The organism is Marinobacter sp. LQ44 (assembly GCF_001447155.2).
In the GTDB taxonomy this organism is placed as follows: domain Bacteria; phylum Pseudomonadota; class Gammaproteobacteria; order Pseudomonadales; family Oleiphilaceae; genus Marinobacter.
In genome coordinates, this window is sequence record NZ_CP014754.1 from 2,117,592 (window position 1) to 2,144,378 (window position 26,787).

Sequence of the window (26,787 nt, forward strand, 5' to 3'; positions counted from 1 at the left end):
TTGGATTCACTCATTCGCATCGCCCCTGGGGCATTGACCATAGGCCGCCCATTACCCTGGGATGTTTTCGACGCCGATGGAAACGTCTTGCTGCGTCAGGGCTATGTTATCCAGACCAATACCCAACTGGAGCAATTGTTTGAGCGGGGCCGGTTCAAACCCCGGAAAATCGAACGGAAAAAGGAAAAGATTCAGGAGGACCAACGGCAGCGTAACCCGTTTGCCGACTACGCTGACCTGCTGGCCACCCTGGAAGCAACCCTAAACGCCATCACCAGCGAAGATCCGTCTGCGCAAAAACGCTTGCTGGGGCTGGCGCGAATGCTAGAGCGCACCTGTCAGGAAGCCCCGGAAGCCAGCCTGGCCCTGGTGCATCTGTACTCCATCGGCCCCACCATTCACGAACAGATTCTTTTCTACGGCATTCTTTGCCACTTCACCGCCAAGGCATTTGGGCTGGATGAAAAACGTACCAGTGTGCTGACCGCGGCGGCCCTGACCGCCAACCTGGCACTGGTACCGGTGGCCGACCAGCTAAATGCCTCCACCCGCGTACTCACCGACGACCAGCGGGCGGTTATCCGCAAACACCCGCACCGCAGCATCCAGGCACTGACCTCCGCCGGCATCACCAATAAACTGTTGCTTAAAATCATCGCCCAGCATCACGAGCAGGCCGATGGCTCCGGCTATCCAGACGGATTAAGTGGCACTGATATTCTGCCAGAGGCGGAAATTCTGGCTCTGTCAGAACGTTATGTGGCGATGATCACCAAGCGCGCCTACCGCAACCGAATGACCATCACCGCTGCCCGCAAATTGATTGCCACCCTCGGTGACGGCAAGGTCCGCCCTGCCATTCCACGGTCACTGTTGCAAGTGCTCAGCGAATACCCGCCCGGCATGCTGGTGCGACTCGACAATAACGAAGTCGGCGTGGTGACCGGCCGCGCCGTCAGGGCCAGGGGACCGTTTGTCAAAGCGATTTTCGGGCCTCGGGGCAACCGCTACAGCGGGACGTTTGAACGCGACACCAGCATTCCCGAATACAACATCCAGAGCCCCGAAGAGCCAGAAGAAATGCCCTCCATGGATTTCAGCCTGCTCTGGGGCTTTCGCAACTGAAATCCGCCGAGGATAGCGGTCTCATGCCAATCCCAAAGCCTTGGCGTGATGATTCAGGTGATCCTCAATGAACGAGGCAATGAAGAAATAGCTGTGGTCGTACCCACGGTGCATGCGAAGGTTGAGGTGGTGATGGAACGTCTCACAGACATCCGCTAACGTTTCCGGGTTCAGCTGGGTTTCCAGAAACTCATCGGCCGTGCCCTGGTCCACAAGTAGCGGCAGCCGCTCCTTTGCGGTCGGAATCAGGCGGGTCGCATCCCATTCTTCCCAGTGGCTCTGGTCATCTCCAAGATAACCCTTCAGGGCTTTCTGCCCCCATGGGCACGCCATCGGGTTGGCAATTGGCGCGAACGCCGATACCGATTTGTAATACCCCGGATTCTTCAGGGCACAGATCAAAGCTCCGTGACCGCCCATGGAATGGCCGCTGACTGCCCGTTCGCCGCTGAGCGGCAACTCATCCTCGACCAGTTGGGGCAACTCCTTCACCACGTAATCGTACATGCGGTAGTGGGGTGCCCAGGGCTGTTCTGTGGCATTCACGTAAAAGCCCGCGCCACTGCCAAAATCGTAACTGTCGTGCTCGCCAGGCAGGTCCAGGCCCCGGGGGCTGGTATCCGGGCACACAATCGCCAGGCCCAGCCTGGCGGCCAGTTTCTGGGCACCGGCTTTCTGCATAAAATTCTGGTCGGTGCAGGTCAGTCCGGACAACCAATACAGCACTGGCGCTGGTTTGCCTTTCTCGCCCAGAGCCGACGGCGGCAGAAACACCGCAAACTCCATATCGCACTGGAGCGTGGCGGAAAAGTGGCGATAGCGGCGGTGCTCGCCGTCAAAGCAGACGTTGGTGGCTAAGAGTTCCATAACATTCCTGGCATTTGTGAGTGGACACGTCAGTCCTCAGCGTTGGCAAACCGCTGTTTCTCAATGGTATTACCGGATTTAGCCAGCTGGGACAATATCGCTGTACGGGTGACAATCCCCACCAGTTTGCCATGATCAACCACCGGGTACACTTTCGGCTTTCCGGCCCCCAGATTCTGCGCCAGATCAATCACCGACATCTCCGGCGATACCGTCAGCGGTTTATGGAACATCACATCGTCTACTATGGGTTCGCCCTCGCTGTGGTAGTTGCTCACCAACAGGGAATGAATGCAGTCCTGCTCCGACACAAAACCCAGAACCTGACGTTTGTCATCCACCACCGGCAAACCGGTGACATGGTTGGCCAGCAATGTCTTGACCACCTTGGTCAGCGGTGTGCCGCAGCGAATAGGCTCAATGTGATTCCACATGACTTCCGAGATTTTCAGTGAGCGCATAGACTGTCCCTTTTCGGTTTCTTTCAAGGCGCCGGAATTGGCACCACCGTTACTCTAAACATAGGCAATGGTGGGCAAAATGGACAACCCTCAGGATCAAAACGGTTTACACCACAAAATAGCCGACTAAACTCAACAGGTTATGCCCTCTGGGGCTCTAATCATATGACCTATCCGTGGTAAACAGTGGGAGAACCCATGGAACCCATTTCTGAATTTGTAAGTCAAATCAATAGCCTGGTCTGGGGACCGCCTATGCTGGTGATGATCCTCGGGGTTGGGCTATTTCTCAGTATTGGTCTGAAACTGATGCCAATCCTGAAACTGGGTGCCGGTTTCCGGCTGATGTGGAGCGGCCGTGCCCGCGGTGACGAGGACGATGGTGATATTCCGCCATTCCAGGCCCTGATGACCGCCCTGTCAGCCACCGTAGGCACGGGTAACATTGCAGGGGTTGCCACCGCCGTGTTCCTGGGCGGCCCGGGCGCCCTGTTCTGGATGTGGCTGACCGCCCTGGTGGGCATGGCCACCAAGTACGGCGAGGCCGTGCTGGCCGTGCGCTACCGGGAAGTGGATGAGCGTGGTGCCCATGTGGGCGGCCCCATGTATTACATCCGCAATGGCCTGGGCAAGAAATGGGCCTGGCTTGGGGTGTTGTTCGCGATCTTCGCCTCCATTGCCGCTTTCGGTATCGGCAATACGGTACAAGCCAACTCGGTGGCGGATGTGTTGTCTGCCAACTTCGGCCTGCCCCACTGGATCACCGGCGTTCTGCTGATGATTATGGTGGGCCTGGTGCTGATTGGCGGCATCAAGCGTATTGGCCAGGTGGCCAGTGCCCTGGTGCCATTTATGGCGGTGTCTTACGTGCTGGTTGGCCTGATTGTTCTGGCCATCAATGCCAGTGAAATTCCCGCAGCCGTCAGCATGGTGTTCAGCTATGCCTTCAGCCCGGCCGCAGCCGAGGGGGGCTTTGCCGGTGCCGCTGTCTGGGCGGCTATCCGCTTTGGTGTCGCACGCGGTATCTTCTCCAACGAAGCGGGCCTGGGTTCTGCGCCCATCGCCCATGCCGCCGCCCAGACCAAGAACCCGGTCAAGCAGGGCATGGTCGCCATGCTGGGCACCTTCATCGATACCATCATTGTGTGCAGCATCACCGGCCTGGTGATTATTACCTCCGGCGCCTGGACCTCCGGCGAGACGGGTGCGGCCCTCACCTCCCTGGCCTTTGAAACAGGCCTCCCCGGCTTCGGCAACTACGTGGTAGCGATTGCCCTGGCGATTTTCGCCTTCACCACCATCATTGGCTGGTCGTTCTATGGTGAACGCTGCATCGAGTTCCTGTTTGGTGTGAAGGCCATCGTGCCTTATCGGGTGTTGTGGATTGTCGCCATCCCCGTGGGTGCCACCATCAACCTGGGCTTTATCTGGCTGGTGGCCGACACCCTCAACGCGATGATGGCGCTGCCCAACCTGATCGCCCTGCTGTTACTCAGCCCGGTGGTGTTCAAACTCACCCGGGAGCACTTTGAGAAGCAGAAGGCATTGGGTGTGAAATAGTCGGCATCTAAGTCTGGTGCTCATAAGGATGTGAGCAAACCGTTGGATGCTCTGGATCAAATCGCCCTTGCATTCAGGGCATCCATCGCCACAGTGTCTAACGTACACAGAAAATAACACCGTGTTTGCCAACAACCTGTCTGAGGAGAACGACTATGAGTTTGCGTCTTGGAGACACTGCACCGGATTTTGAACAGGATTCCAGCGAAGGCACCATTCGCTTCTATGACTGGCTTGGTGACAGCTGGGGGGTTCTGTTCTCACACCCTGCCGACTTCACACCGGTATGCACCACGGAACTCGGCCTGACCGCCAAACTGAAAGACGAATTCGCCAAACGTGGCGTCAAGGCCATTGCCCTGAGTGTCGACCCGGTTGACTCCCACAAGGACTGGATCAAGGATATCAACGAAACTCAGGGCTGCACCGTCAACTTCCCGATCATTGCCGACCACGACAGCAAGGTGGCCAAGCTGTACGACATGATCCACCCGAACGCCGACAGCACCCTGACCGTGCGTTCGCTGTTTATCATTGATCCGAACAAGAAGGTGCGCCTGATCATTACCTACCCGGCATCCACCGGTCGTAACTTCAACGAGGTGCTGCGGGTTATCGACTCCCTGCAACTGACCGATGACCACAAAGTGGCTACGCCAGGTAACTGGGAAAAAGGCGGCGATGTGGTGATTGTGCCGTCACTGCAGGATGAAGACGAGATCAAACAGCGCTTCCCGAAGGGCTACAAGGCGGTGAAATCCTACCTGCGGATGACTCCAGACCCGTCCTCTAACTGGAGCGGTGACTGATCCTCGCTTTTCAGTAAGTTTTGTGCCAGTAAAAAGCCGGGCAGTTCTCACTGCCCGGCTTTTTCATTATCGGGTACCCGGATGTCAGAATGCCGGTACTACTGCACCTTCGTATTTTTCTTTGATGAACTCGCGAACGGCGTCTGATTTCAGCGCATTGGCCAGTTTCTGCATGGCGTCGCTGTCCTTGTTGTCCGGGCGGGCAACCAGGATGTTTACGTAAGGGGACTCGGCACCTTCAATCACCATGGCATCTTCAGACGGGTTCAGGCCGGCTTCCAGGGCGTAGTTGGTGTTGATCAGGGCCATGTCGACCTGGTTCAGGATACGCGGCAGGGTAGCGGCTTCCAGTTCGCGGAAGTTCAGGCGCTTGGGGTTGTCGGCAATGTCACGGGGTGTGGCGGTGATTTTGCTTTCGTCTTTCAGGGTGATCAGGCCGGCTTCCTGAAGCAGCAGCAGGGCGCGGCCGCCGTTGGTGGGGTCGTTGGGGATGGCCACTACGGCACGATCTTTCAGTTCGTCGAGGGAGCTGATTTTGCTGGAGTAGGCACCGAAGGGCTCAACGTGGATGCCGGCAACGGTGACCAGGTTGGTGCCACGGCCGCTGTTGAATTCGTCCAGGTACGGCTGGTGCTGGAAGAAGTTGGCGTCCATCCGCTTCTGGTCAACCTGGATGTTGGGCTGTACGTAGTCGGTGAAGACTTTCACATCCAGCTCAACACCTTGTTCGGCCAGCGCCGGCTTCACAAATTCCAGCAGCTCAGCATGGGGGACCGGAGTAGCGGCTACGGACAGTTTCTCTGCAACAGCAGCAGAGGAGAAAGTTGCTACGGCAGCGATGGCTACCAGAGTTTTCTTCAGATTCATTATTGCGTTCTCCTGTGGAGCATCGTGTTTAACTTTGGTTTACGGCACGCTGCTAGGAGGTTCCTTCCGAAAAACGCCCGTAAATACGTCCATGTAGGGCTCCGTCGCGCCATCCCTGGCGCTCCAGGTTTTCGGAAGGAACCTCCCAGCAGCCTGCCTATACCGGACTTTGGAATTGCCTGCCCGGCTCAATCACAGTCTTACTTTCTGCTGAAATACAGCACCAGACGATCACCAACCATCTGGAGTACTTGTACGAAAATCACCAGTAACGCGACGGTGATCACCATCACGTCGGTCTGGAAACGCTGGTAACCGAAGCGGATGGCCAGGTCGCCCAGGCCGCCGCCACCGATGACGCCAGACATGGCCGCGTAGGAGACCAGGGTGATGGCCGTCACGGTAATACCGGCGATGATGCCCGGAAGCGCTTCCGGCAGCAAGGCGCCGAAGATGATCTGGCGCACGTTAGCACCCATGGCCTGAGTGGCTTCGATGATGCCGCGGTCGACTTCCCGCAGGGAGGTTTCCACCAGGCGGGCGAAGAAGGGGGCACCGCCAGCCACCAGTGGCGGGATGGCGCCGGCCACGCCCAGTGACGTGCCAATGAGCAGTACGGTGAACGGGATCATCACGATCAGCAGGATGATGAAAGGCACGGAACGCAGTACGTTGACCACGAACGACAACACCGCGTAGGCCACCGGTTGTTCCAGGAGCTGGCGTTTGCCGAACAGGAACAATAATACGCCAATGGGCAGGCCGATCAGTACGCTGAACAGCAGGGACATGCCCACCATCACCAGGGTGTCCCAGCTGGCCCAGCCGATTTCCAGCCAGTCGACGTTGCCCATGAGGGTTTCCATTAAAGCTTCCATCAGCGCACTACCTCCACGTGAACATCGGCGGCTTCCAGCGCCTGCATGGCGACGTCGAGATCACCGCCCACCAGTGACAGGGTCAGCTGGCCGTAGGGGGTGTCTTTGATGTGATCGATCCGGCCGGAGAGGATGCTGAAGTCTACGCCGGATTCCCTTGCCACGCTGCCCAGCAGGGGTTTGTAGGTGGATTCGCCCTTGAAGGTCAGGCGCAGGATGCGGCCTTCGGCTTTCTGCAGGTCTTCCTGGAGTTCGTTGCGGTCGATGTTTTCGCTTTCGAACACAAAATCCCGGGTGGTGGGATGCTGGGGGTGCAGGAACACCTCGCTCACCGGGCCCATTTCCACGACGCGACCAGCGTCCATTACGGCTACCCGATCGCACACCCGGCGTACCACATCCATTTCGTGGGTGATCAAGACAATGGTCAGGCCCAGCTCTTTGTTAATGTCACTCAGCAGTTTCAGCACCGACTGGGTGGTTTGCGGGTCCAGTGCGCTGGTGGCCTCGTCGCATAGCAGAATGGTGGGGCGGCAGGCCAGGGCACGGGCGATACCAACGCGTTGTTTCTGGCCCCCGGACAGCTGAGACGGATACTTGTCGGCGTGGTCGGTCAGGCTCACCCGGGCCAGCAGTTCCTGTACCCGCTCCCGTATCTCGGTTTTGCTGTAGATGCCCGCCAGCTTCATCGGAAACGCGATGTTGTCTGCCACGGTTTTGGACGACAGCAGGTTGAAGTGCTGGAAGATCATGCCCACTTTGCGGCGGAAGGCTCTCAGTTCCGCAGAGTTGTACCGGGTAATGTCTTCGTCATCGATCAGGATGCGGCCGCCGGTGGGCGGTTCCAGCAGGTTGATCAGCCTTACGAGGGTGGATTTACCCGCGCCGGAATGGCCGACGATGCCGAATACCTCGCCGGTTTCAATGGTCATACTGGTAGGGTGCAGCGCGGGGATCGCCCGGCCGGCCACCTGGTATGACTTCTGTACCTGGTCAAATACAATCACGATCAGTGCCTTGGTCTTTGCCTTTGGAGTGCGTAGGGCGCGCAGCCGAAAACCGGCGATTATAGCCTATTCGATGACCAAACCCGAATCCCGGCGGTGTGTAGTTGCCCTTACACAAAAAGCTACCTGACACATCAGCCTGCCCTCAGCTAAACTGCTATTTGAAAAGAACATTAATAAACGACCACCCGTCCGAGGCGCGCCAGACCTGTGACTACATTGTCCGAGAATACGCCCTCAAGGATGAATTCCACCCAGGCATGGGTTTCCTACCTCAGCAAGGTAGAATTGCCGGTGTTGGCCAACACCCTCCGGCAAATCAACGAACTGACCGACAGCCGCAACAGCACAGTGAACGAACTGGCGAATGTCATTCTGAATGATGCCCAGTTGACCTCCCAGGTGCTTCGGCTTTCCAACACGGTGTTCTACAACCAGACCCGAACCCAGGTGAGCACGGTCAGCCGGGCCATCACGCTGATCGGTTTCGATGCCGTGAAGTCCATGGCGATTTCCTCGCTGATTGTCGACACCCTGCTCAAACGCAACGACCGGCCCCATTTGCTGCGCTGCCTCGCCCGCGCTATTCACGCAGCCGTTCAGGCCCGGTGCCTGATGCCCAAACGCACCGAACATGCGCTCGAAGAAGTGTTCATCGGGGCCTTGCTGATGAACATCGGTGAGCTGGCATTCTGGTCCTGCGAAACCGATCAGGCGACCGAGCTGGAAGAACGCCTGCGGCTGGACGAACCGCCCGTGGAGGCACAGAAGGCTGTGCTGCACACCACTTTTACCGAGATCACCCGGGGCCTGGTGGAAGCCTGGTCTCTAGGACCGTTTATCCGTGAAGTGGTTGCTCCCGGCAAGGCCAATTCCATGGCAAGCAGCCTGGTGCGCAGTACCGTGGAAATGGCCACGGTGTCCGAGCATGGCTGGAGCGGGCCAGAGATGGACAAGGTGCTGGAACGGTTGTCGGCAGATGTTGGAGAAAGCCCCGCCGCCATCCGGGACCAACTGAAGGTCAACGCCCAGGAAGCCACCAAAGTAGCCGTGTCTCTGGGCATTCCGCAGGTCACGGCGTTGCTGCCCGGCAATCAGGAGAGCGCCGCCGGACACGGCGCCGAAGCCCCGGTTATGGACCCCGCCCTGCAATTGCAGATTCTGCGAGATCTGACTCAAACACTCGCTGAAAAACCCGATATCAACGAAGTGTGCCAGTTGGTGATCGAAGGCATTCACCGGGCTATCGGAATGCAACGGGTAGCCCTGCTGATGAGTGACCGCACCGGACAAGACCTGATTCCCAGAAAGGTAGGCGGTCGTGGTACCGAAGAGTGGCGCGAACACCTGATTATCCACAAGGATGGCACCGGGCCACTGGGAGAGCTTTTACCCCATGGCACTTGTGCCATCTACAAACCCGGCAAACAGGCGGGCGGTGTTCCCTATGACCGCTGGCTGGGCAAAGTGCCGGCCCTGGTAGGCTCGCTTACCGCCAAGGGCCGACTGGTGGGCCTGTTCTATGCCGATAATGCGGCGGCGGGCTATGTGCCGTCGGAACAGCAGTTGGCAGCCTTTTCGCACTTTATCCAGAATGCACAACTGTGCCTGACCCTGATCTCCTCTCGCTGAGATCGGGTCAGGCCATGTTTTCGTCGTTCAGTGCAACGCCCGCATCTGCCGCGGGTAGAGCGCCGCGCTGACCTCGGGTTCTTCCAGCAAATCCGCCAGCTCGCGGTCGATATCGGTTTCCTCGCCTTCGTCTGGCAAAGGTTCGAACAGGGTGCTCAACCAGGCAGCCACGCTTGGCGCGCTGTCTCTGTCGTAGTCGGTGGACAGCGCTTTGATCCGGCGAAAGCCGATAATGCGCTGATGTTTGGGATCGCGGATTTGTTCAAAGCCCCGCCAATAGATTCTGTCTCGGGTGTGCAGCTGAACAAACAGGGTGTCGATGGGACCGTTATCATCATCGGCACTGTCTTCATCCTCTGCCTGGGCCTGGGATGTTTCGGCATCGGTCGGTTTTCGACGGATGGTGGTCCAGGCCGGGTAGAGTACCGCTACGGCGTCGGCTTCCACATGTTCGCGGGCCGCCCGCAGAATCAGACCCCAGCGGGCCTTGTCGGCATCGGTTTCCAGAGAGTTGATGGGCAGGTCGTAGCTCTGCTCACTGGACAGAACTATGGCCATCATCGGGGCGTCCAGTTCCCCCATGGCTTCGGCCTGTGCTACGGATACCAGATCGTCGATTGCCATCGATTGGTTCATAAGATGCTCGCCTCCTCGATGCCATCAGGGTAGTCAGGGAATCAGATCCCTGTGTTACAGCATAGCCTGTTCCACCAGTAAAGATAAACGTGGAGTTTGCCGGCGCGGATCACAACCCCGCACGGGAGTTTGTGTCACCGCGTCAGAATGCGTTTTCCAGGCGTTCGTAATTGGCGAACCAGGGGTTTGCTTCCTCAAGCTGGGCGGCCAGCTGCAACAGTCGATCCTCGCGGCCATGGGCGGCGCCGAACTGGACCCCTACCGGCAAACCATCGCGGGTCCAGTGCATGGGTACCGACATCGCCGGCGTGCCGGTCAGGTTCGCAAGCTGGGTAAAGGGCGTTCGGGCCAGGCTTTCTAGCGCCATCTGGTCCACCTGGCCGCTACGATGGACCAGTTTGCCCGCTTTCAGGGTTAGCACCAGCCTGGCGATCAGCTTGAGGTGGGCCGGCGTATCCATTTCACCGATCCTGGCCGGCAACTGGCCGGTGGTCGGGGACAGGTACAGGTCAAAACGCTCGAAGAATGCGCCCAAGGCACGGGAGAAATCGTTCCACTGCTGGCGACGACGAACATAATCCGGCAACGGCATTGTACGCCCCAACATACCCAGTAACCGGGTCTCCAGCTCAAAATCCTTGTCCTCGGCACCGAACTGCTCCCGGGCCCTGTCCATCATTGAGGACACTTCACCAAAGTAAAGGGCCAGGTAGCACCGTGCCAGGGCCATGCCGTCAAATTCCGGCCGGGCATACTCGACATGATGCCCCAGACCTTCCAGCATACGGGCGGTTTCTTCGACGGCAGCCACACACTCCGGCGCTACCTCGGTGTCGTAAGGCGACGAGGTAAACACACCAATCCTCAGCCGCCCCGGCGATTGCTGCATCAGGTCCAGCCAGGAACCCTTCGGTTCCGGAATGCAGAACGGGTCGCCACTGGCTGCACCGGCCAACACATCCAGCATGCTGGCGCTGTCTCTCACCGTCCGGGACACCACATGGTCGGTCGAAGCGCCGGTCCAGGCCTCTCCGGCGTGGGGCCCTACAGAGATCCGGCCGCGGGATGGCTTTAGTCCAAACAGCCCGTTGTAAGCTGCCGGAATGCGGATGGACCCACCGCCATCGTTGGCTCCGGCCATGGGAACAACACCGGCGGCTACCGCGGCACCGGAGCCACCACTGGAGCCCCCGGGCGTCAGTTCTGTGTTCCATGGGTTGCGGCTCGGGCCCCAAAGAGCAGACTCGGTGACGGCCTTGAGGCCGAACTCCGGCGTTGCCGTGCGACCGATAAACACCAAGCCGGCCTTACGGGCACGTTGTACGAACTGTGAGTCCCGGCTCGGAATATTCTTTCGCATGGCCCGGCTGCCATAGGTGCAAGGTTGCCCGGACTGTTCCTGGGCCAGGTCTTTCAGCAGCAGGGGTACACCAGAAAACGGCCCATGAGACACCGGCGCTTGCCCCATGGCGTCTGAGTACTGGGGATGGCAAATGGCGTTCAGGGCCCCATTGACATGATTGGCCCGCTCCACCGCAGCGTCGGTCACTTCTCTGGGTGTCACGTCGCCCCGGCGGATCAGATCAGCCAGCGCTGTTGCGTCGTATCTCAGGTATTCGGACTGGTTCATGGCTCACCACCCTGCTTGTTGTTATTTAGCCGCCCACACTGGACTTTTTAGACATAAACCGGAAACTCAGGAGCTTACGCCAATCCCAAAGTGAGTTCCATGGACCTGACCCTGTTTCCTGAGGCCATTAGCCCGAGCATTGCTATTTTCCTGCTATTGGCCTCTGCGGTGACCTCAATGCTGACCGCTGTGCTCGGTGCCGGTGGTGGCGTTTTGCTGCTGGTGCTGATGGCATCCTGGATGCCACCGGCGGCGATAATTCCGGTGCATGGCATGATTCAGCTTGGCTCCAATACCGGCCGGGCAGTGCTGACCCGGCACCACATCGACTGGAAGGTTATTGCTGCCTTCACGCCCGGCGTGGTCGCCGGCGCAGCCGTGGGCGCCTGGCTATTGGTGGATTTACCCGCGCACCTCTGGCAGTTGTTCATCGCCCTATTCGTGTTGTACCTGTGCTGGGGGCCGAAACTGCCCAAAGCATCGTTCGGGCCGATTGGCATTTTCGTGGCTTCCGCCGTTACCAGTTTTGTTAGCCTGTTTGTGGGCGCCAGCGGCCCTTTGGTGGCCGCCTTTATCAAGCAGATTCACCGGGATCGCTTTAAAACCGTGGCCACCTTCGCCGCTGCAATGACCTTGCAACATGCGCCCAAAGCGCTGGTCTTCGGGGTTGCCGGATTCGTGTTCTCGGACTGGCTGCTGTTCATTCTCGCCATGATTGCCTGCGGCTTCACCGGCACCTGGCTGGGGCTGCACGTTCTGAAATCCATCACCAACCGGTGGTTCAGCCTCGCCTTCAACCTGGTACTGACACTGCTGGCGCTGCGCCTGCTGTGGCAAGCGGCGGAGTCCGCCGGCTGGTTGACCTAAAGTCCCGTGTCGTCAGGCGGGGCGGGCACTGAGACCACCGCATTGCGCCCCCGAGATTTGGCGATATAGCACCCTTCATCCGCCCGTGCCATGACCTCCCTCGGGCCGCTGTCGCCAGCAGACACCGGCGTGAGCCCAATGCTTACAGTGACACCGAAAGAACGGCCATCATGCTGGACTTTCAGCGCCTCGACCCGGCTGCGCAGGTTTTCTGCCAGGGCTTCGGCCCGTTCCAGACCACATCCGGGCAACAGAACCGCAAATTCATCACCACCCAACCGAGCGACGGTATCCGATTGGCGAACCGCGCTCTGGAACAGCTCCGCCAGGCGTTTCAACAGGTCGTCGCCCACCAGGTGGCCGCCCTGGTCATTGACCGGTTTGAAATGATCCAGATCGATCATCATCAAGACAGGGGGCGTCGCCTGGTGTGGCGCCTCAGCCAGCGCTTTCAGCAACGCGGCAGTGAAAGCCCTGCGGTTCACCAGTTGGGTCAGCGCATCGTGGGTAGCCTCCCAGGAGAGTCGTTCTTCTTCCCGACGCCGTTCGCTGTCGTCCCTCAGCACAAAGACCAGGCGTTCCTAATGCTCACCCCTGCGCAAGTGCAACATGGTGAGATCAATGTCGAAGACCTGACCCTGCGAGTTTTCCAGAGTAACGTACCGGTTATCGATTTCCTCGCCTTCCTGAAACTCCTCCGGCTCCATCTTGTGGTTGTCATAACGAAAGGTCACGGTCTCGAAGAAGTTCTCACCAATGCAATCATCGCCCAACGCAAGAAATTCGCCGGCCGCGTCGTTGGCGTACCGGATCAGGCCTGCCTTGTCGACCATCAGAACGCCTTCTTGCAACACATCCAGGATCGAATCGGCCCTCTGCTGCTCTTCCCGGAGCGCCTGCTCAAAGCGCATTTCACGGGTGACATCCCGCACAATCGTGATGGTGCCAAGCGTCTGGTCCGGCAGGTCAATGACCGAGGTCATGGTATCTACCCAGACATACCCCGGTGAACGGGTGGTCAGCAACCGCAGGCGTCCGCGATAAAACCTGCGGCGGGTCAATGCCCGGCGCCAGCCCGCCAATGCTGTGTCGCGATCTTCATCCGCCACTTTCGAGGTAAGGTAGCGCTGGGTAACCTGTTCAGCCGTTTCACCGAGAATGTTCAACAGCGCCGGGTTAACAAATTCAATCCGGCCGAGAATATTGGAGTGGACAATGCCAATGGGGGCATCCTGGGTCAGTGAACGGAAGAACGCCTCCCGCTCCGCCAATGATCGCAGAATCTCGTCGCGCTCATGGTGGACCATGTTGAAAACCCGGGCTACATTCCGGATTTCCCGCCCTCCGATTTCCGAGACCGGCATCTGGCGTTCCCCGGTATGACGCTGATAGATCTGCAAGCTCAGATCGCGCAGTGGCCGCAACAAGCGATGGAAGAACCAGAATGCCAGGGGGACCAACACAACCAGTACCGACAGCAGTGTCCAACTGAAAGCGTCGCGCATACGATTGACCGACGCGAAGGCATCCGTCTCGGGCCAGACCGCCGCCACAAACCAAGGCACTTGGGCCATTTGCTCATAGGCAGTGATGGTCGGCATTTGCTGGTCAGACTCATCGCGAAGTGTACCTTCAAAGCCCTCCATGGCACGTACAATAGAGCTCTGCCCGGCATCCACCGGCACCATAACCCGACCGTCTCGGCCATCAGCCAGTACCACCCCCTGCCGGGTTATCAGGCGCAGATAGCCTGCATCCCCCACACGAATCCCGGAGATATCGCTCATGAAGTTGTCACCATCGAGCAGAATCAACCCGCCAATCATGCCGGTGAAACGTTTACGGTGATCAAAAAGTGGCGCGGCAATCATTACACCTGGCTCACCATCAATGTGAGTCAGGTAAGGCTCGCTGATAATCGGCACTAGCTGGCTGGAAACGGCTTTGAAGTATGGCCGTTCCGAGGCATTGAAACTGGGGATCAGGTAATCAAGGGGATTGGCGGCCAGTAGCTTACCCTCGGCATCCATTATAAACAGAGCATCAAACAGCCTGAGCAACGAGGCCTGCTGGCGCAGTATCACTCGCGCCCGATTCCGGAGCAGGGCTTCGGAGGCCGGGATTTCACTGGCAACGTGAGAGAGAACGTCACGCCGCAGGGCAAGTTTCTGGTCGAGGTCACGAGCCACCATTTCGACAATCGCTTCCACTTGCTGGTGCGCCTGATGCTCCAGTTCAGCCCGGCTCAGCGCAGAACCAATGCTGGCCACCACAACCGCGGTCACCAACACAAAAGCCACTACCAGGGCAACTGCCCGATTCGCCAGACTCGCAAACCACAACTTTATCAAATAACCAACCTCATGCTGTCCAAACCATACACACCGCATTCTACGAACTTTATGAAAGTGTAGCACAGACAGGTTTTTCCAATCAGATTCCCGCTTGTAATTTCAGTGATAATCGTTATTATTTAGATCTATTTTCATTTTCCGAGCGATTCTGTATGGATTCCATCAGCCCTGCATCCGCCGCACTGGCCCAGCACGGCCCCCTTGCCCAACTGATCGACATGGGCGGACCGGTGATGATTGTGCTCATCGCCATTGCCGTTATTGGCCTCGTCACCTTCGTTTATCTGATGCTTTTCGGCGCCTTGTACGCACCCCGATACACCCGCAAGCTGAAGCACCTTACCCAGCAGTGGCAGTCCTCCCCGGCAGATACCCGGCCCGAAAAGGTGCGGGAGCAGGCAGGCTTTTTGGGCCGTTGTAATCCTCTGATGCATTTGATGGTGAATACCATGTCGGCCTGCAAAGGCACCGCAAACACCACAGCGGTTCGGGAGACCGCCGTGCGGGATGCCCAACACGCTCTGGAACCCTTTGAAGCGCCGCTCAAGATCATTGAAGTGATCGCAGCCCTGGCGCCACTGCTTGGCCTTCTGGGCACGGTTATGGGCATGATGGAAGCCTTCAGCGCCATGGCCGCAACCGATGGTCGTGCCAATGCCAGCCAGCTCAGTGGCGGTATCTACGAAGCGCTGACCACCACTGCCGCAGGCCTGGTCATTGCCATTCCATTTGCGGCACTGGCGGCGTGGGTGGAGTTTCGCCTGCGACGCATTCACAAGGTTATTAACAGCACCCTGGTAAGCGTGTTTAACGTGCTGCCGGCCACAGAGCCGCAGCCTGTTACCGAGCAATCAACAGTTGCTTCGGAGCAGGCCGCTCAAGCCAGCCATAGCTACGACACCGCAGACAACCCGCGTTTTGCCCATGCAGCTGGTTGAGCCCCGACCAAACAGACCCATACCGATCCGGATTACACCACTAATTGATGTGGTGTTTATCCTGCTGGTGTTTTTCATGCTCACCACCAGGCTGTTACCTGTGGATTACCTGGAACTGGGCAACGACACCAGCCAGCGCAGCACCACCGCAGGCGACCCCCGCCCGGAACTCCGGGTAGAGGTAGATGGCCGCATCCTTTGGCAGAACACCCGCTACAGCCTGCAGGAGCTGGTGCCGGCCCTGACCGCCGCCGGCGTTTCCGAAGCGAACCTCGAGACGGCTCCGGAGGCCAGCCTGGCCAGCTTTACCCGCACGCTGAGCACGCTGGATAACGCCGGCATCACCCCCCACTGGAAACGTCGCGGCACACCCGAATCATGACCGACCTGGTTCCACCCCCCGCCACCTCCGGAAAAGGTCTGCTGGAACGTGTTGAAGATGCGTTGCTGCCGCTGATCAATCTGGTGTTCCTGTTGTTGATGTTCTTTATTGTTGCCGGCCAGCTCACTGAAGACCCATTACCGGAACTGCCGGGAAGCTCGCAGCTGAAAGAAGAGCGCGCTCCAGAGGCAGATCTGATGGTCAAGGCCGATGGCAGCTGGACAGTGGGTGGAGAAACGGTCAGCCGGAACCGACTGCTGGCAAGTTTGCCCGAACCTGAAGATCAGGCGTCTTTGCGCATTGCCGCCGACCAAAGCCTCACCATGGCGGACCTGGAAGACCTGTTGGGTGTTCTGGAAGCCGGCGGTTACACCGATGTGCTGCTACTGACGGAGCCTGGGGCATGACAACCGCAGGCCGGGGACCGAAAACTCTGATTCTGACCGCCGCCATTGTGGCGACGGTAGCCACACTGGCGCTGATGGCACCGGACGAACCCATGGAACTTCCGGTGCTGGGCGACAGCGCTGTCAACACTGCTCCGGCCATCCGGATCAGCCTTGCTGGCCGACAATCGCCAGAACCTCAACAGGAGCCCGTGGCGGAACCGGAACCCACCCCGGAACCCGAGCCAACACCGGAACCTGAGCCAGAACCCGAGCCAGAACCTGAGCCAGAACCCGAGCCAGAACCCGAGCCAGAACCGGCTCCGGAGCCAGAGCCCGTTGCCGAGCCAGTCAGCGAGCCCAGCACGCCAGCACCCACGGATTCAGCGGCTGTAGAAGAAGCCGGGGAGGAAGCAGATGCCGATAACAGCCAGGATGCGATACCCCTCCAGAACGCCGGGAATTCCAGCGATGTCGACAGCTACCTGAGCAAACTCAGCCGCCACCTGGCCCGCTATTACGAATACCCCCGGCGGGCCCGCCGCCTCGGGCAGGAAGGCACCCCGGTGATCGTCTTCGAATTTGCCCGTGACGGCTCGCTGGTCAGCCATTCGCTGCGAGACAGCTCCGGGCATCAACTGCTTGATGACTCAGCCATGCAGATGCTCGCCCAGGCAGCGCCCCTGCCCAAGGTTCCGGACACCATGCGCGGCCAGACGTTTACCTACGCGCTGCCCGTTCGCTTCAGCTTGCGCTGAACCCGCACCACAGAAGCGCAGATCGCACTGAGTCGGTGCAGGCCGGCAAACATCGTCCCGGGCACACAGCCCGCCGTCCTTTTATTACTTACTGAAATAAAAGCCTTTTCCCCGAAAAGCCCAGAGCTGGCACGGTGCCTGCTGAGTCCTGGTCAGCAGATCGAATTTGTCTGCCCAAACAGCAATCTTTCAGACGACGGCGTCTGCTCATGCCTGCCATTCACGGCAGCCCATGGGCGTCGTCGTTTTTTTTCGCCCACGGAAAAGCGGGCAAAGAAGGAACCAGGGGATAACCTATGTCTTACATCATGCCTTCGGAATTTGTCACCAAAATGGTGGACACCGGTGAATCAAAAATCTACATGGCTACCCGGGATGTACTGATCCGAGCGTTCATGGCTGGCGCCATTCTGTCCCTGGCAGCGGTATTCGCAGTCACCGTTGCCGTTCAGACAGGCAGCCCGCTGATTGGCGCCATGCTGTTCCCGGTGGGCTTCTGTATGCTCTACCTGATGGGTTTTGACCTGCTCACCGGGGTGTTCATGCTCACCCCCCTGGCACTGCTGGACAAACGCCCGGGGGTGGATACCCGCGGCATTCTTCGCAACTGGGGCTGGGTATTCCTTGGCAACTTTGCCGGCGCTTTAACCGTCGCTGTCATCATGGCCTTTGTCTTCACCTACGGCTTTAATACCGAACCCGGCGTGGTTGGCGACCGCATTGCTGCCATTGGCAAAGAGCGCACGCTAGGCTACGCGGAACATGGTGTGGCCGGCTGGTTTACCATTTTTCTGCGGGGCGTACTCTGTAACTGGATGGTGTCGATGGGCGTGGTCGGGGCGATGATCTCAACCACGGTACAGGGCAAGGTGCTGGCCATGTGGATGCCAATCATGCTGTTCTTCTACATGGGCTTTGAGCATTCCATCGTCAACATGTTCCTGTTCCCCTTTGCCCTTCTGATGGGCGGTGAATTCGGCATCATGGACTACTTCGTCTGGAACGAAATTCCCACCGTACTGGGCAACCTGGTTGGCGGCCTGTCGTTTACTGGTCTGACCCTCTATGCCACCCATGTGCGCACGGCTCCCAAGCGCACTCTGCCAGAACGCTTTAACACCAATGCGGTATGACCTCACAGCTCGCGGTCTCCACCGGCCAGCACACTGACCCGGGGCCCAAGCCGGTCAACCAGGATTTTCATGGACTGGTGATCCCGGGCGACCATCAGCTGGGCACCAAGGGTATCGCGGTGGCAATTGCCGATGGCATCAGCTCCAGCAACGTCAGCCATATTGCCAGCGAATCGGCCGTCGCGGGCTTTTTGAACGACTATTACGCGACACCGGACAGCTGGTCCGTAAAACAGTCTGCCCAGCGGGTGCTTCGGGCTACCAACGCCTGGCTGCACGCCCAGACCCGGCAAAGCCGCTACCGTTATGATCAGGACAGGGGCTACGTCTGCACCCTCAGTGTGCTGGTACTGAAATCGGCGACAGCCCATCTGTTCCATGTTGGCGATGCCCGTATTTATCGGTCGCAGGGGGGCTCGCTGGAGCAGCTAACCACCGATCACCGGGTATGGTTGTCACAGGAAGACAGCTGCCTGAACCGGGCCATGGGGCTGAGCCAGCAGGTCGACATCGACTACCTGGCGGTGCCGGTATGGCCGGGTGATACTTTTTTGCTGGCGACTGACGGCGTCTATGAACATCTGACCGAGCGTGACATGGCCGGCATTATCCGTGCGGCCGGTGACGACCTGGACGCCGCCGCCGGAGAGCTGGTCTGCCGCGCTCTTGCCGCTGGCAGCGACGATAATCTGAGTGTGCAGCTGGTTCATGTAAATTCGGTTGCCGCCGGAAAGAGCAGCGACGAAGTCGCACGGGATGTTCAGCAGTTGCCCTTCGCCCGGGAACTGGCACCGGGGCAGGTACTGGATGGTTATCGTATTGTGCGGCCGATTCACGCCAGTAGCCGCAGCCAGGTTTACCTGGCCGTCGATGACGCCAGCCATCAGCAAGTCGCCCTGAAAGTGCCGGCCATGGAACTGCGCGAAAACCCGGCGGGGCTGGAGCAATTTGCCACCGAGCAATGGGTAGCCCAGCGCATCGACAGCCCTCACGTGGTGAAAGCGTTTGCGCCGGAACGCCCACGCAGCTGCCTGTACCTGGCCACCGAGTACGTTCAGGGCATCAGCCTGCGGCAATGGCTTCTGGACCACCCGGCGCCGGCACTGGAAACCGTGCGCCAGTTGGTGGAACAGATTGCCCGGGGGTTGCGGGCGTTTCACCGTCTGGAAATGGTGCACCAGGACCTGAAACCGGAGAATATCCTGATCAACGGCGAGGGCACCGTGGTGCTCATCGACTTCGGCGCCACCCGCATCGCCGGCCTGCAGGAACTCCATGACCACGATGAGCCCACCTGGCCCCGTGGCGCTGCACTTTACAGCGCCCCGGAAGCCTTTCTCGGTGAAACTACCGGCTGGCAGGCGGACCAGTTTTCCCTGGGCGTAATCGCCTATCAGATGCTGACCGGCCAGCTACCCTACGGCACCCGCGTACCGGGTATTCGCAATCACCGCCAGTTGCGTCAGCTTAGATACCATCCCGCTCGCCTGCACCGGGAGGACCTGCCAGCCTGGATTGACCACGCCCTGGCCCGTGCCCTGCACCCGGAACCCCACAAACGCTACCCGGCCCTGTCGGAGTTCCTGTTCGACCTGCGCCAACCCAATCCACAGTGGCAGCAGCATCACCAAAAACCCTTGATGGAGCGCCACCCGGTGGCCTTCTGGCAGGGAACGTCTGCGCTGTTGTTACTCGCCTTGCTGGCATCATTCGCCTGGCGCCCCTGAGCGGGCAACTTTTTGCCCGGCCAGCAAAAGCTCGCCCATGGGCCAAGCAAGGGTTTGCTCACGACAAATTTCAGTGTCGCCACAAATTACTTAGGCGATTGTATTCAATCGTTTTTTTAGAGTTGGCACAGCGCTTGTAACCAGTAAGCGCGTCCAGGGAACAGCCCGGGGACAAACATTCACTTAAACGTCATGGAGCAGACTATGCCAACTCCTTGTTATATCAGCATCGAAGGTAAAACTCAGGGTAACATCACCGCTGGCGCATTCACTTCCGACTCCGTAGGTAACATCTACGTTGAAGGTCACGAAGACGAAGTGCTGGTTCAGGAATTCAGCCACGTTGTCACCGTTCCGACTGACCCGCAGTCTGGTCAGCCTTCCGGCCAGCGTGTACACAAGCCGTTCAAGTTCACTTCTGCTCTGAACAAAGCCACCCCGCTGATGTACAACGCCCTGGCTTCCGGCGAAATGCTGCCGAAGGTAGAGCTCAAGTGGTACCGCACTTCCGTAGAAGGCAAGCAGGAGCACTTCTTCTCCACCATCCTGGAAGATGCCACCATCATCGACATCAACTGCAACATGCCCCACTGCCAGGACGCCGCCAACGCTGACTTCACCCAGCTGGTAACCGTTTCCCTGTCTTACCGCAAGGTCACCTGGGAGCATGCCGTTGCCGGTACTTCCGGTGCAGACGACTGGCGTACACCGATCGAGGCGTAATGACCCCACAAGGGCTCCTGCGGGAGCCCTTGTGCTTTATTCAAGGATGAATCTATGGAAAGCCAAATAACCGCCGAAGACATTGATAAAATCAGAGCTATCATGGGGGCGTTCTACGGCCAGTCTGTTGCTTCGGGGTTCACTGAAAGCAGTGTAACCGAAGAAACCGTTCGCGCTATCGCCCATATGCTCGTGGAAACCGTTGATTGCAGTAGATGGATTGATGCTATTCCGTCTCCACAGGACCTGCTACGACCAACACGCAGGATCACGCAATGGGCTTTACGCCTGATTCGCGAGGCAGGGAAACCTTTTCTGCTGAACGAAGTGAAGGTAAGCTGGGTCTGTCGAACTGTTCGTTCAAGCCAGTTCAGATCCTCTATCGAAACGACATTAAGATGAGATTCCTACCATGCCAAGGATGGGCCTAGCTTTAGCATTTGTACTTCTTCTCTCCGGCTGTGCATCGCACTCTTCATTGGTGATTCAACCATACAGCGAATTAACCATAGAAGTACCAGATAAGATGTTCTCCTCTGTAAAGATGAGGGATGACGAACTTCTGTTTCTACGAAATGACCGGATCGTAGGTTTTGTGAAATCAGAAGACATCCCAAGTTCAGTAAGCTCAGGTTCAGCAATCGACACTTCACTGACCCTCTTTGAGAGCGCAAGTCAGGGCTCAATCAAACCAGTTTGGATAGAGCAGATTCCCGAAGCCCAGGTATTTGGAGTAGTTCAGGGAGAATTTAGAACCGTATTCATCGTACCGAACAGCCAAGCTCAATCACTTATTACATTTCAGGGGCCAGCTGAAAGCTCAACGTCATTGCGGATAAATGGCGCAAAAATTTTGGAGTAGTGCAGCCGGCTTGTAACTTTGCATAGAAAAAACTTGTAACCGAAATTTTATTTTCTTTATCTGTCAGAAAACAACGCAAATGATTTATGCTGTCTATATTTTTTTAGGCAATGAAACAACTGCCTACGGCGCAGAGATACCCGATATCCCCGGATGTTTTGCTGCATCTGATGAGTGGGATGACCTACCGGCTCATATGCTTGATGCCTTTCGTTTGAGCATGGAGGGTACAGCAGAAGAGCCACCTGCACCCTCCACCATATCCTCACTTGAGGCGCGCTACGATTTTCAAGGGGGCATTTGGATGCTCTTCAATACAGAATCCGGGGAACTTAGGCAACCCACTTCCGACCACTAGCCGCAAACTCCACGACCAGCTCGAAAACGTTGTCGCACTTCTCCTTGAACGCCACACGGTCGTAGCTCTCCGGCAGGTCTTTATCCAGAACTTCCTCAATGGCAGCCTTAACCGCACGCTGGGTCTGGCCATCTTTCCACCAATCCTGAACCAACACTTTCGGATGGCCTTCCAACAGTCGGATGATCAAATCCTTTGCCGCCAGCTTTACTCTCTGTTCCTCGGCTTTGGTGAGTTTTTCCTTTCTCAACAGGTCGTAGATCTCCAGCTCATCCTCGCTGAGACCTTCACGAATATGCCGTTCTGATTCTTCCCGAATGTTACCAACGTACTGGACCAGATCTTCATAGTACGCATCTGCCGAGGAGCTGCCGGAGTTGTACTTGTCGATGATCTCCTGCAACCGTTGGGCAAAGTCGGTACGGGTGCGGTTCTGCTCCAAAAGCTGCTGCAGCTTGTCTTCGATAAAAGCACGCAACTCAGCGATCTCAATGTGCTTGTACTCGGCTTTCCTGAAATCTTCTCGAAGCTTGTCGTAGTTGATCTTGCTCAGGTCCCAACCCTGGCCTTTTTGGACGATCTCATATTCAGCCCGGTGCTCCTTGATGTTAAACGCCTCGGCGTTGTCCACCACTACACTCTCGTCCAGCAGCTCCGAGATCTTTTGACTGACTTCATCAATATCAGCCTGCTCCAACAGCGCATCCACCACGCCACGGAGGTACTGGATTGCCGCAATCCGCTGATTATCATGCTGTTGGAAGATTTCCGGTTTACAAGCCTCATACAGCGCCGTCACAGTGTTTTCGTAAACGTTAAACTGCTTGCGCCAGTCTTCGTTGCTCAGAAGGGTATCGGCTGCCTGGTTAAAGAAACCGATATTCTTGAAGGTATCCTGCTTCTCAAACACTGAATTCAGCTCGATATCCCGCTCCCGGCAGAACTCGAGTGTTTGGCCAACCGCATCATCGAGTAGTTCAAAGAGCTCAGACTTTTCCTGAACCGGCTGCTCCTCGCCATCCGCGCCCTGCGCGTAATCTTTCAGTGCCTTGCGCATGTTGCGGAACACGTTGTAGTAATCAACGATTTCGCCGTTTTTCTTCTCGACCAGATCACCGCTGTGGCCTTTGACGCGATAGGAAGCCACCCGGTTCGCCCGGGCTATGGTCTGCATCAGGGTGTGGCCCTTCATGGGCTTGTCGAGATAAAGCGTGGATACGGTGGGCGCATCGAACCCGGTTAGCCACATGGCGCACACGAACACCAGTTGAAGAGGGTGCTCCGGGTCTTTGAAGTTATACTCAACATCGTGCATGTGCTCGTCAAGCTGTTCCAGGCGCTTGGTGTGCGGCTTGATATCCAGGCCCTGCTTTTCGAATTTCTCCTCGTCCGCTTTCGGATCACTGATCACTACGGCCATCTCGACCGTTTTCATGTAATCCCTGATTTTCTTGTAACGGGCCTTTTCAACCTCGTTGGTCGATTCTTTCATCAGCTTCAGCAAGCGTTTCTGCTCGTCTTTCCAGTGCTGTTGGACCTTGTCGTACATGCGCACGGCGGTGAACTTGTCCAGCGTGATGACCATACCCTTGCCAAGATAACCACGGCGGGGAAAGTGGTACACGATGTCGCGAGCAATGGTATCCAGGCGGTCGTCCCGCTTGATCACTTCCAGTTCACGGGCGTACTTTTTCTCCAGCTTCTCCTGCTGGGCTTCGTCCAGGTTTTCGCCCTCCAGTAACTCGTAGAACTCGTCCCCCAGATCGTCATTCTGGATCAGAACCTTCGGCACCCGTTTCTCATAGAACAACGGTACAGTAGCTTTGTCCTCCATGGCCTGCTGGAAGTTGTACTCAGACACATAATCGCCAAACCAGCTGCTGGTCTTGCGGTCGCGCCCCAGCAGTGGTGTGCCGGTAAAGGCCAGGAAGTGCGCACCCTTCAGTCCTGCCCGCATGTTTTCCGCCAGGTTCTTGTACTGGGTGCGGTGGGCCTCATCCACCATCACGATGATTTCCCGGTTTTCCTTGTCCGGATCGAACAGCCGAGGGTACTTGCGTCCCTTTTCGTACCGGAACTTCTGGATCAGGGTGAAAACCACCTTCTTGTTCTGCCCCAGGAACTTGCGCATTTCCTCGGCATTGGCCGGTTGCGCTGCATCTTCTTTGCGAACCGTCTCCGTATTGAGGAAGTTCCGGTAGATCTGCCCGTCCAGATCCTGTCGATCAGTCACCACCACAAAGCTGAAATTACCCGTCGCTTTCCGGAAAATCTTGCGGGCGTAGAAAATCATTGAAAAGCTTTTACCCGAGCCCTGCGTATGCCAGAACACCCCGAGCTTGCCGTCGTATTCGCTGCGTTTACGGAAACGCTCATAGGCGTTGTTCACACCCAAGAATTGGTGGTTCTGAGCAATGATCTTGGTTTCGCCTTTGTGGAAGAGGATAAAGTTTTCGACGTAATCCAGCAGGCGGGACTTTTCGCACAAACCGTCCGCGACGTGCTCCAGGCTGGTGGCCTGCTCGGTAATCTCCTTACGGTTTACCGCCTCCTTCTCGCTCTCCACCCGGAACCAGTTAAAGAAGTGTTCCCAGCCAGCAGTGAAGCTGCCCACTCGGGTTTCCAGGGCATTGGACAGCACGCAGAAGGCGTTACAGTGAAACAATTGGGGAATGTCGTGGCGGTAATTGCGCAGGTTATCCTCGAAGGCATTGCGCAACCGCACGTTGGAGTTCTTCAGTTCGATAAAGACCAGGGGCAGCCCGTTAACGTACAGGATGACATCCGGGCGACGGTAGGCAGCTTTGGGGGCCTGGCCCGCTGATTTGATCCACAACTGGGAGACCGCCAGCCAGCGGTTCTGTTTCGGATCGTCGAAATGAACCAGCCGGACTTTGTCGTGCTGTTTGATGCCTCTCTCATCATCAAACTGCACCGGCACGCCATCCCGGATCAGATCATACAGTTCCCGGTTGGCAGCAATCGGAGACATTGCTGCGCGCCGGTTCATCACCCGCTCAATGGCTTCGTCGATCTTGCTTTCAGGGATGTCGGAATTCAATTCCAGGCAGGCGGTTTTTAACTCGGCCGGGAAAATCACATCCCGCTTATCGGCACGGTGAGAGCCATCGTTCAGTTCTTCCGGCTTTGCGGTATAGCAATCCAGCACATTGAAACCATGAATGTGCTGAAGGCGCTGCAACAGCGCCTGCTCGATATTGTCTTCCGAAATAAAACTAGCCATCGGCCTGCCGACTCCATGGACCGGGTGGATGCCAGATTTCCTCGGGGGCGTCCGCGACGTTACCGTCCATCATCGGTCCAAGGAACTCAACCACCGCCTCTACAACTTCCGAAAATGCCTCCGGCACATGGTCCTGGCCAAGGCGTTTACGGAAAGCCTGCCAGTTTGGCTGTTTGCTGTCCACAAAAGCGGCAGAAAAGGGATTGGTTTCAGGGATTTCGGTCCCGCGTTTCTGGAAGGTGCCGTCAACAGCACCCTTCAGGTTTTCCAGCCGGAATTTGTGCTGGCGGGACAGCAGCCAGATATCGTAAAAGTCCTTCATCCGGCTGTTCAGCTCACCCAGGTTCACCATCGCCTGGAACTTCTCGGCAATAGACGATTCAGGTGTGTAGCACTGAATCCGTGCAGCCGGAAAATCCAATAAGGTTGGAAACTCCAGCCAGGAAGGGAACGGAAATACAGGATCACCAAAGCCAATATCCAGTTGCATTGGTATCCTGGCGTTGTCGAGAAAGCCGGTAAAGGTCACTCGCAACCCCTGGTAGTCGGCATCTTCAGTGATGGCCTCTGCTTTCAGGGTATCCGCATCAAAGCACAAGCCATCATCCGTCACCTCAGTCTCAATAATGTCCCGCACCTGGGCAAGAATCGCCTCTGGCTCATTGCTGGTCTGCCCCAGCATATCGATATCCCGGGTCGGTCGGCTGGTCGGCCCCTGCATGGCCCACAGCATTAAAGCTCCTTTAAGGGTAAAACAGCCGTTGTGGGGCGATTGACTGAGCCGATAGAGAAACCGCTCCATGGCGTAATACTGCAACAGCTCCAGAAAGGGGCGCTTTTCAGCCCGGGATTTATTCAGCAGTTTCTGTCGAACAGACGCGGCGGTGTTTTTTGCCATGGTGATCTCCTGTCACTAGGGTAACTCCATTGACCGGCTGCGCTCACCTAGAATTTGGCTTCCACGTAAGGTGCTATCACATTGGCGACGCGGCAGATTCTGGCGTATGCCATCAGCTTGCCGGGCCGAAAGGTTTTCCGGGTGCGGTATAGTTCCAGCGCTTCCAGCACCACATCCATGCCGATGCGGTTCCGGAACTTGAAACAGTCCGCCAGGGTTTTCTCCGGGTTGTACACGTTCAGAGTAATGCCATCTACGTCTACCTGATCAATGCCTGCACTGAAGGCCTGCCCGGAGAATCGGTACCCGGCCACCGGCGGATAGCCCAGTACCGGCAGGCGGGCACCCCGCTCCACCGCCAGATGCACCTGGTGGGGAACCTGCGTGGTGATGCCGTGCCAGTCCAGCGCGGAAATCAGGCAAAGCACGGCATGGGGGAAACGCGTCGCGGCGGTCACCAGATCCGGGTTTTCTATAGGAGGCAGGTCCGCCAGCCGGTACAGACCACGACTGACCGGCTCAATCAGACCCTCGTCCCGGAGCTGATAGAACTGATACCGGCTAAAGCCCCGGGCCAGTGCCTCGCTCAGGCGAAGCTGTCCGCCGTGCTGGCGGAACAGGGTTTGGAGTTGCGCCCGGGAAGTTCGGGCGGAGCCGGAGTCAGACAAACCGTCACCACTTATTG

Annotated in this window: 27 protein-coding genes; 15 read left to right on the forward strand and 12 right to left on the reverse strand. The window is 57.6% G+C overall.

The window, feature by feature from the left end:
• On the forward strand, positions 1-1,125 hold the full coding sequence (locus ASQ50_RS09855; protein WP_058092809.1) for an HD-GYP domain-containing protein: 1,125 nt from the start codon (positions 1-3) through the stop codon (positions 1,123-1,125).
• A gap of 21 nt (positions 1,126-1,146) precedes the next feature.
• On the opposite strand, the gene fghA is transcribed toward ASQ50_RS09855, so the two are convergent.
• Both fghA and ASQ50_RS09865 read right to left on the reverse strand, forming a co-directional pair.
• Positions 1,147-1,992 (reverse strand): S-formylglutathione hydrolase, encoded by an 846-nt coding sequence (gene fghA, locus ASQ50_RS09860; RefSeq protein WP_058092810.1) that lies wholly within the window; start codon positions 1,990-1,992, stop codon positions 1,147-1,149.
• Between the two features lie 29 nt (positions 1,993-2,021).
• Positions 2,022-2,453: a CBS domain-containing protein gene (locus ASQ50_RS09865; protein WP_058092811.1), complete on the reverse strand. Its 432-nt coding sequence runs from the start codon at positions 2,451-2,453 to the stop codon at positions 2,022-2,024.
• A 198-nt stretch (positions 2,454-2,651) separates the two neighbouring features.
• Between ASQ50_RS09865 and ASQ50_RS09870 the strand changes: the two genes are divergently transcribed.
• Together ASQ50_RS09870 and ASQ50_RS09875 are read left to right on the forward strand one after the other, a co-directional pair.
• Positions 2,652-4,013, forward strand: a complete 1,362-nt coding sequence (locus ASQ50_RS09870; protein WP_058092812.1) for an alanine/glycine:cation symporter family protein — start codon at positions 2,652-2,654, stop codon at positions 4,011-4,013.
• A 155-nt stretch (positions 4,014-4,168) separates the two neighbouring features.
• A complete protein-coding gene (locus tag ASQ50_RS09875; protein ID WP_058092813.1) occupies positions 4,169-4,822 on the forward strand; it encodes a peroxiredoxin in 654 nt (217 codons plus the stop codon).
• An 84-nt stretch (positions 4,823-4,906) separates the two neighbouring features.
• Here ASQ50_RS09875 and ASQ50_RS09880 read toward each other — a convergent pair whose 3' ends face one another.
• From ASQ50_RS09880 to ASQ50_RS09890, 3 genes are all read right to left on the reverse strand, one after another.
• Positions 4,907-5,689 carry a MetQ/NlpA family ABC transporter substrate-binding protein gene (locus ASQ50_RS09880; RefSeq protein WP_058092814.1) on the reverse strand — a complete coding sequence of 261 codons (783 nt, stop codon included), beginning with the start codon at positions 5,687-5,689 and terminating at the stop codon, positions 4,907-4,909.
• 200 nt (positions 5,690-5,889) lie between these two features.
• Complete coding sequence (locus ASQ50_RS09885; protein ID WP_058092815.1) at positions 5,890-6,567, reverse strand: methionine ABC transporter permease; 678 nt, start codon at positions 6,565-6,567, stop codon at positions 5,890-5,892.
• Positions 6,567-7,574, reverse strand: a complete 1,008-nt coding sequence (locus ASQ50_RS09890; protein ID WP_058092816.1) for a methionine ABC transporter ATP-binding protein — start codon at positions 7,572-7,574, stop codon at positions 6,567-6,569. The genes ASQ50_RS09885 and ASQ50_RS09890 overlap by 1 nt, the downstream gene beginning before the upstream one ends.
• Before the next feature lie 210 nt (positions 7,575-7,784).
• Between ASQ50_RS09890 and ASQ50_RS09895 the strand changes: the two genes are divergently transcribed.
• Positions 7,785-9,206, forward strand: coding sequence for an HDOD domain-containing protein (locus ASQ50_RS09895; RefSeq protein ID WP_058092817.1), 1,422 nt, complete (start codon positions 7,785-7,787; stop codon positions 9,204-9,206).
• 27 nt (positions 9,207-9,233) lie between these two features.
• Here the strand turns inward: ASQ50_RS09895 and ASQ50_RS09900 are convergent, their stop codons facing one another.
• A complete protein-coding gene (locus ASQ50_RS09900) occupies positions 9,234-9,842 on the reverse strand; it encodes a hypothetical protein (RefSeq protein ID WP_058092818.1) in 609 nt (202 codons plus the stop codon).
• 142 nt (positions 9,843-9,984) lie between these two features.
• The gene (locus tag ASQ50_RS09905) at positions 9,985-11,472 is read right to left on the reverse strand and encodes an amidase (protein WP_058092819.1); all 1,488 of its coding nucleotides are present in this window, start codon (positions 11,470-11,472) and stop codon (positions 9,985-9,987) included.
• A gap of 99 nt (positions 11,473-11,571) precedes the next feature.
• Between ASQ50_RS09905 and ASQ50_RS09910 the strand changes: the two genes are divergently transcribed.
• Positions 11,572-12,339 (forward strand): TSUP family transporter, encoded by a 768-nt coding sequence (locus tag ASQ50_RS09910; protein WP_058092820.1) that lies wholly within the window; start codon positions 11,572-11,574, stop codon positions 12,337-12,339.
• Here ASQ50_RS09910 and ASQ50_RS21735 read toward each other — a convergent pair.
• Entirely contained in the window at positions 12,336-12,905 is a 570-nt protein-coding gene (locus ASQ50_RS21735) for a GGDEF domain-containing protein (protein WP_227513300.1), read from the reverse strand. The genes ASQ50_RS09910 and ASQ50_RS21735 overlap by 4 nt on opposite strands.
• 15 nt (positions 12,906-12,920) lie before the next feature.
• On the reverse strand, positions 12,921-14,690 hold the full coding sequence (locus ASQ50_RS09915; protein WP_227513301.1) for a cache domain-containing protein: 1,770 nt from the start codon (positions 14,688-14,690) through the stop codon (positions 12,921-12,923).
• Positions 14,691-14,845: 155 nt separating this feature from the next.
• Between ASQ50_RS09915 and ASQ50_RS21635 the strand changes: the two genes are divergently transcribed.
• The 10 genes from ASQ50_RS21635 (at position 14,846) to ASQ50_RS21800 (ending at position 21,960) form a co-directional block, all read left to right on the forward strand.
• Positions 14,846-15,631 (forward strand): MotA/TolQ/ExbB proton channel family protein, encoded by a 786-nt coding sequence (locus tag ASQ50_RS21635; protein ID WP_058092821.1) that lies wholly within the window; start codon positions 14,846-14,848, stop codon positions 15,629-15,631.
• The gene (locus ASQ50_RS09925) at positions 15,618-16,013 is read left to right on the forward strand and encodes an ExbD/TolR family protein (protein WP_058092822.1); all 396 of its coding nucleotides are present in this window, start codon (positions 15,618-15,620) and stop codon (positions 16,011-16,013) included. Before ASQ50_RS21635 ends, ASQ50_RS09925 begins: the two co-directional genes overlap by 14 nt.
• Positions 16,010-16,420 carry an ExbD/TolR family protein gene (locus ASQ50_RS09930; RefSeq protein WP_058092823.1) on the forward strand — a complete coding sequence of 137 codons (411 nt, stop codon included), beginning with the start codon at positions 16,010-16,012 and terminating at the stop codon, positions 16,418-16,420. The genes ASQ50_RS09925 and ASQ50_RS09930 overlap by 4 nt, the downstream gene beginning before the upstream one ends.
• A complete protein-coding gene (locus tag ASQ50_RS09935) occupies positions 16,417-17,157 on the forward strand; it encodes an energy transducer TonB (RefSeq protein WP_058092824.1) in 741 nt (246 codons plus the stop codon). The genes ASQ50_RS09930 and ASQ50_RS09935 overlap by 4 nt, the downstream gene beginning before the upstream one ends.
• Before the next feature lie 296 nt (positions 17,158-17,453).
• Positions 17,454-18,290, forward strand: a complete 837-nt coding sequence (locus tag ASQ50_RS09940) for a formate/nitrite transporter family protein (RefSeq protein ID WP_058092825.1) — start codon at positions 17,454-17,456, stop codon at positions 18,288-18,290.
• Positions 18,287-20,017, forward strand: coding sequence for a bifunctional protein-serine/threonine kinase/phosphatase (locus ASQ50_RS09945; protein ID WP_058092826.1), 1,731 nt, complete (start codon positions 18,287-18,289; stop codon positions 20,015-20,017). The genes ASQ50_RS09940 and ASQ50_RS09945 overlap by 4 nt, the downstream gene beginning before the upstream one ends.
• Before the next feature lie 204 nt (positions 20,018-20,221).
• Complete coding sequence (locus tag ASQ50_RS09950; RefSeq protein ID WP_058092827.1) at positions 20,222-20,740, forward strand: Hcp family type VI secretion system effector; 519 nt, start codon at positions 20,222-20,224, stop codon at positions 20,738-20,740.
• Between the two features lie 54 nt (positions 20,741-20,794).
• A complete protein-coding gene (locus ASQ50_RS09955) occupies positions 20,795-21,142 on the forward strand; it encodes a hypothetical protein (RefSeq protein WP_058092828.1) in 348 nt (115 codons plus the stop codon).
• A 10-nt stretch (positions 21,143-21,152) separates the two neighbouring features.
• A complete protein-coding gene (locus ASQ50_RS21010; protein ID WP_156509997.1) occupies positions 21,153-21,602 on the forward strand; it encodes a hypothetical protein in 450 nt (149 codons plus the stop codon).
• A gap of 79 nt (positions 21,603-21,681) precedes the next feature.
• The gene (locus tag ASQ50_RS21800; protein WP_068351466.1) at positions 21,682-21,960 is read left to right on the forward strand and encodes a type II toxin-antitoxin system HicB family antitoxin; all 279 of its coding nucleotides are present in this window, start codon (positions 21,682-21,684) and stop codon (positions 21,958-21,960) included.
• Here ASQ50_RS21800 and ASQ50_RS09965 read toward each other — a convergent pair.
• The 3 genes from ASQ50_RS09965 to ASQ50_RS09975 are packed head-to-tail and all read right to left on the reverse strand — an operon-like array spanning position 21,935 to position 26,770.
• Entirely contained in the window at positions 21,935-25,204 is a 3,270-nt protein-coding gene (locus tag ASQ50_RS09965; RefSeq protein ID WP_058092829.1) for a type I restriction endonuclease subunit R, read from the reverse strand. The two genes, ASQ50_RS21800 and ASQ50_RS09965, sit on opposite strands and share 26 nt — an antisense overlap.
• Complete coding sequence (locus ASQ50_RS09970) at positions 25,197-26,102, reverse strand: nucleotidyl transferase AbiEii/AbiGii toxin family protein (RefSeq protein ID WP_058092830.1); 906 nt, start codon at positions 26,100-26,102, stop codon at positions 25,197-25,199. The genes ASQ50_RS09965 and ASQ50_RS09970 overlap by 8 nt, the downstream gene beginning before the upstream one ends.
• A 47-nt stretch (positions 26,103-26,149) precedes the next feature.
• The gene (locus tag ASQ50_RS09975; protein WP_058092831.1) at positions 26,150-26,770 is read right to left on the reverse strand and encodes a type IV toxin-antitoxin system AbiEi family antitoxin domain-containing protein; all 621 of its coding nucleotides are present in this window, start codon (positions 26,768-26,770) and stop codon (positions 26,150-26,152) included.
• Between the last annotated feature and the right edge of the window lie 17 nt (positions 26,771-26,787).

Coding starts and splice junctions, on each gene's coding strand:
- ASQ50_RS09905 (WP_058092819.1), bottom strand. CDS start 11,472: ATGAACCAGTCCGAATACCTGAGATACGACGCAACAGCGCTGGCTGAT.
- ASQ50_RS09965 (WP_058092829.1), bottom strand. CDS start 25,204: ATGGCTAGTTTTATTTCGGAAGACAATATCGAGCAGGCGCTGTTGCAG.
- ASQ50_RS09970 (WP_058092830.1), bottom strand. CDS start 26,102: ATGGCAAAAAACACCGCCGCGTCTGTTCGACAGAAACTGCTGAATAAA.
- ASQ50_RS09870 (WP_058092812.1), top strand. CDS start 2,652: ATGGAACCCATTTCTGAATTTGTAAGTCAAATCAATAGCCTGGTCTGG.
- ASQ50_RS21635 (WP_058092821.1), top strand. CDS start 14,846: ATGGATTCCATCAGCCCTGCATCCGCCGCACTGGCCCAGCACGGCCCC.
- ASQ50_RS09940 (WP_058092825.1), top strand. CDS start 17,454: ATGTCTTACATCATGCCTTCGGAATTTGTCACCAAAATGGTGGACACC.
- ASQ50_RS09950 (WP_058092827.1), top strand. CDS start 20,222: ATGCCAACTCCTTGTTATATCAGCATCGAAGGTAAAACTCAGGGTAAC.
- ASQ50_RS21800 (WP_068351466.1), top strand. CDS start 21,682: ATGATTTATGCTGTCTATATTTTTTTAGGCAATGAAACAACTGCCTAC.
- ASQ50_RS09935 (WP_058092824.1), top strand. CDS start 16,417: ATGACAACCGCAGGCCGGGGACCGAAAACTCTGATTCTGACCGCCGCC.
- ASQ50_RS09930 (WP_058092823.1), top strand. CDS start 16,010: ATGACCGACCTGGTTCCACCCCCCGCCACCTCCGGAAAAGGTCTGCTG.
- ASQ50_RS09865 (WP_058092811.1), bottom strand. CDS start 2,453: ATGCGCTCACTGAAAATCTCGGAAGTCATGTGGAATCACATTGAGCCT.
- ASQ50_RS21010 (WP_156509997.1), top strand. CDS start 21,153: ATGCCAAGGATGGGCCTAGCTTTAGCATTTGTACTTCTTCTCTCCGGC.
- ASQ50_RS09955 (WP_058092828.1), top strand. CDS start 20,795: ATGGAAAGCCAAATAACCGCCGAAGACATTGATAAAATCAGAGCTATC.
- fghA (WP_058092810.1), bottom strand. CDS start 1,992: ATGGAACTCTTAGCCACCAACGTCTGCTTTGACGGCGAGCACCGCCGC.
- ASQ50_RS09945 (WP_058092826.1), top strand. CDS start 18,287: ATGACCTCACAGCTCGCGGTCTCCACCGGCCAGCACACTGACCCGGGG.
- ASQ50_RS09900 (WP_058092818.1), bottom strand. CDS start 9,842: ATGAACCAATCGATGGCAATCGACGATCTGGTATCCGTAGCACAGGCC.
- ASQ50_RS09910 (WP_058092820.1), top strand. CDS start 11,572: ATGGACCTGACCCTGTTTCCTGAGGCCATTAGCCCGAGCATTGCTATT.
- ASQ50_RS09880 (WP_058092814.1), bottom strand. CDS start 5,689: ATGAATCTGAAGAAAACTCTGGTAGCCATCGCTGCCGTAGCAACTTTC.
- ASQ50_RS09925 (WP_058092822.1), top strand. CDS start 15,618: ATGCAGCTGGTTGAGCCCCGACCAAACAGACCCATACCGATCCGGATT.
- ASQ50_RS09875 (WP_058092813.1), top strand. CDS start 4,169: ATGAGTTTGCGTCTTGGAGACACTGCACCGGATTTTGAACAGGATTCC.
- ASQ50_RS09885 (WP_058092815.1), bottom strand. CDS start 6,567: ATGGAAGCTTTAATGGAAACCCTCATGGGCAACGTCGACTGGCTGGAA.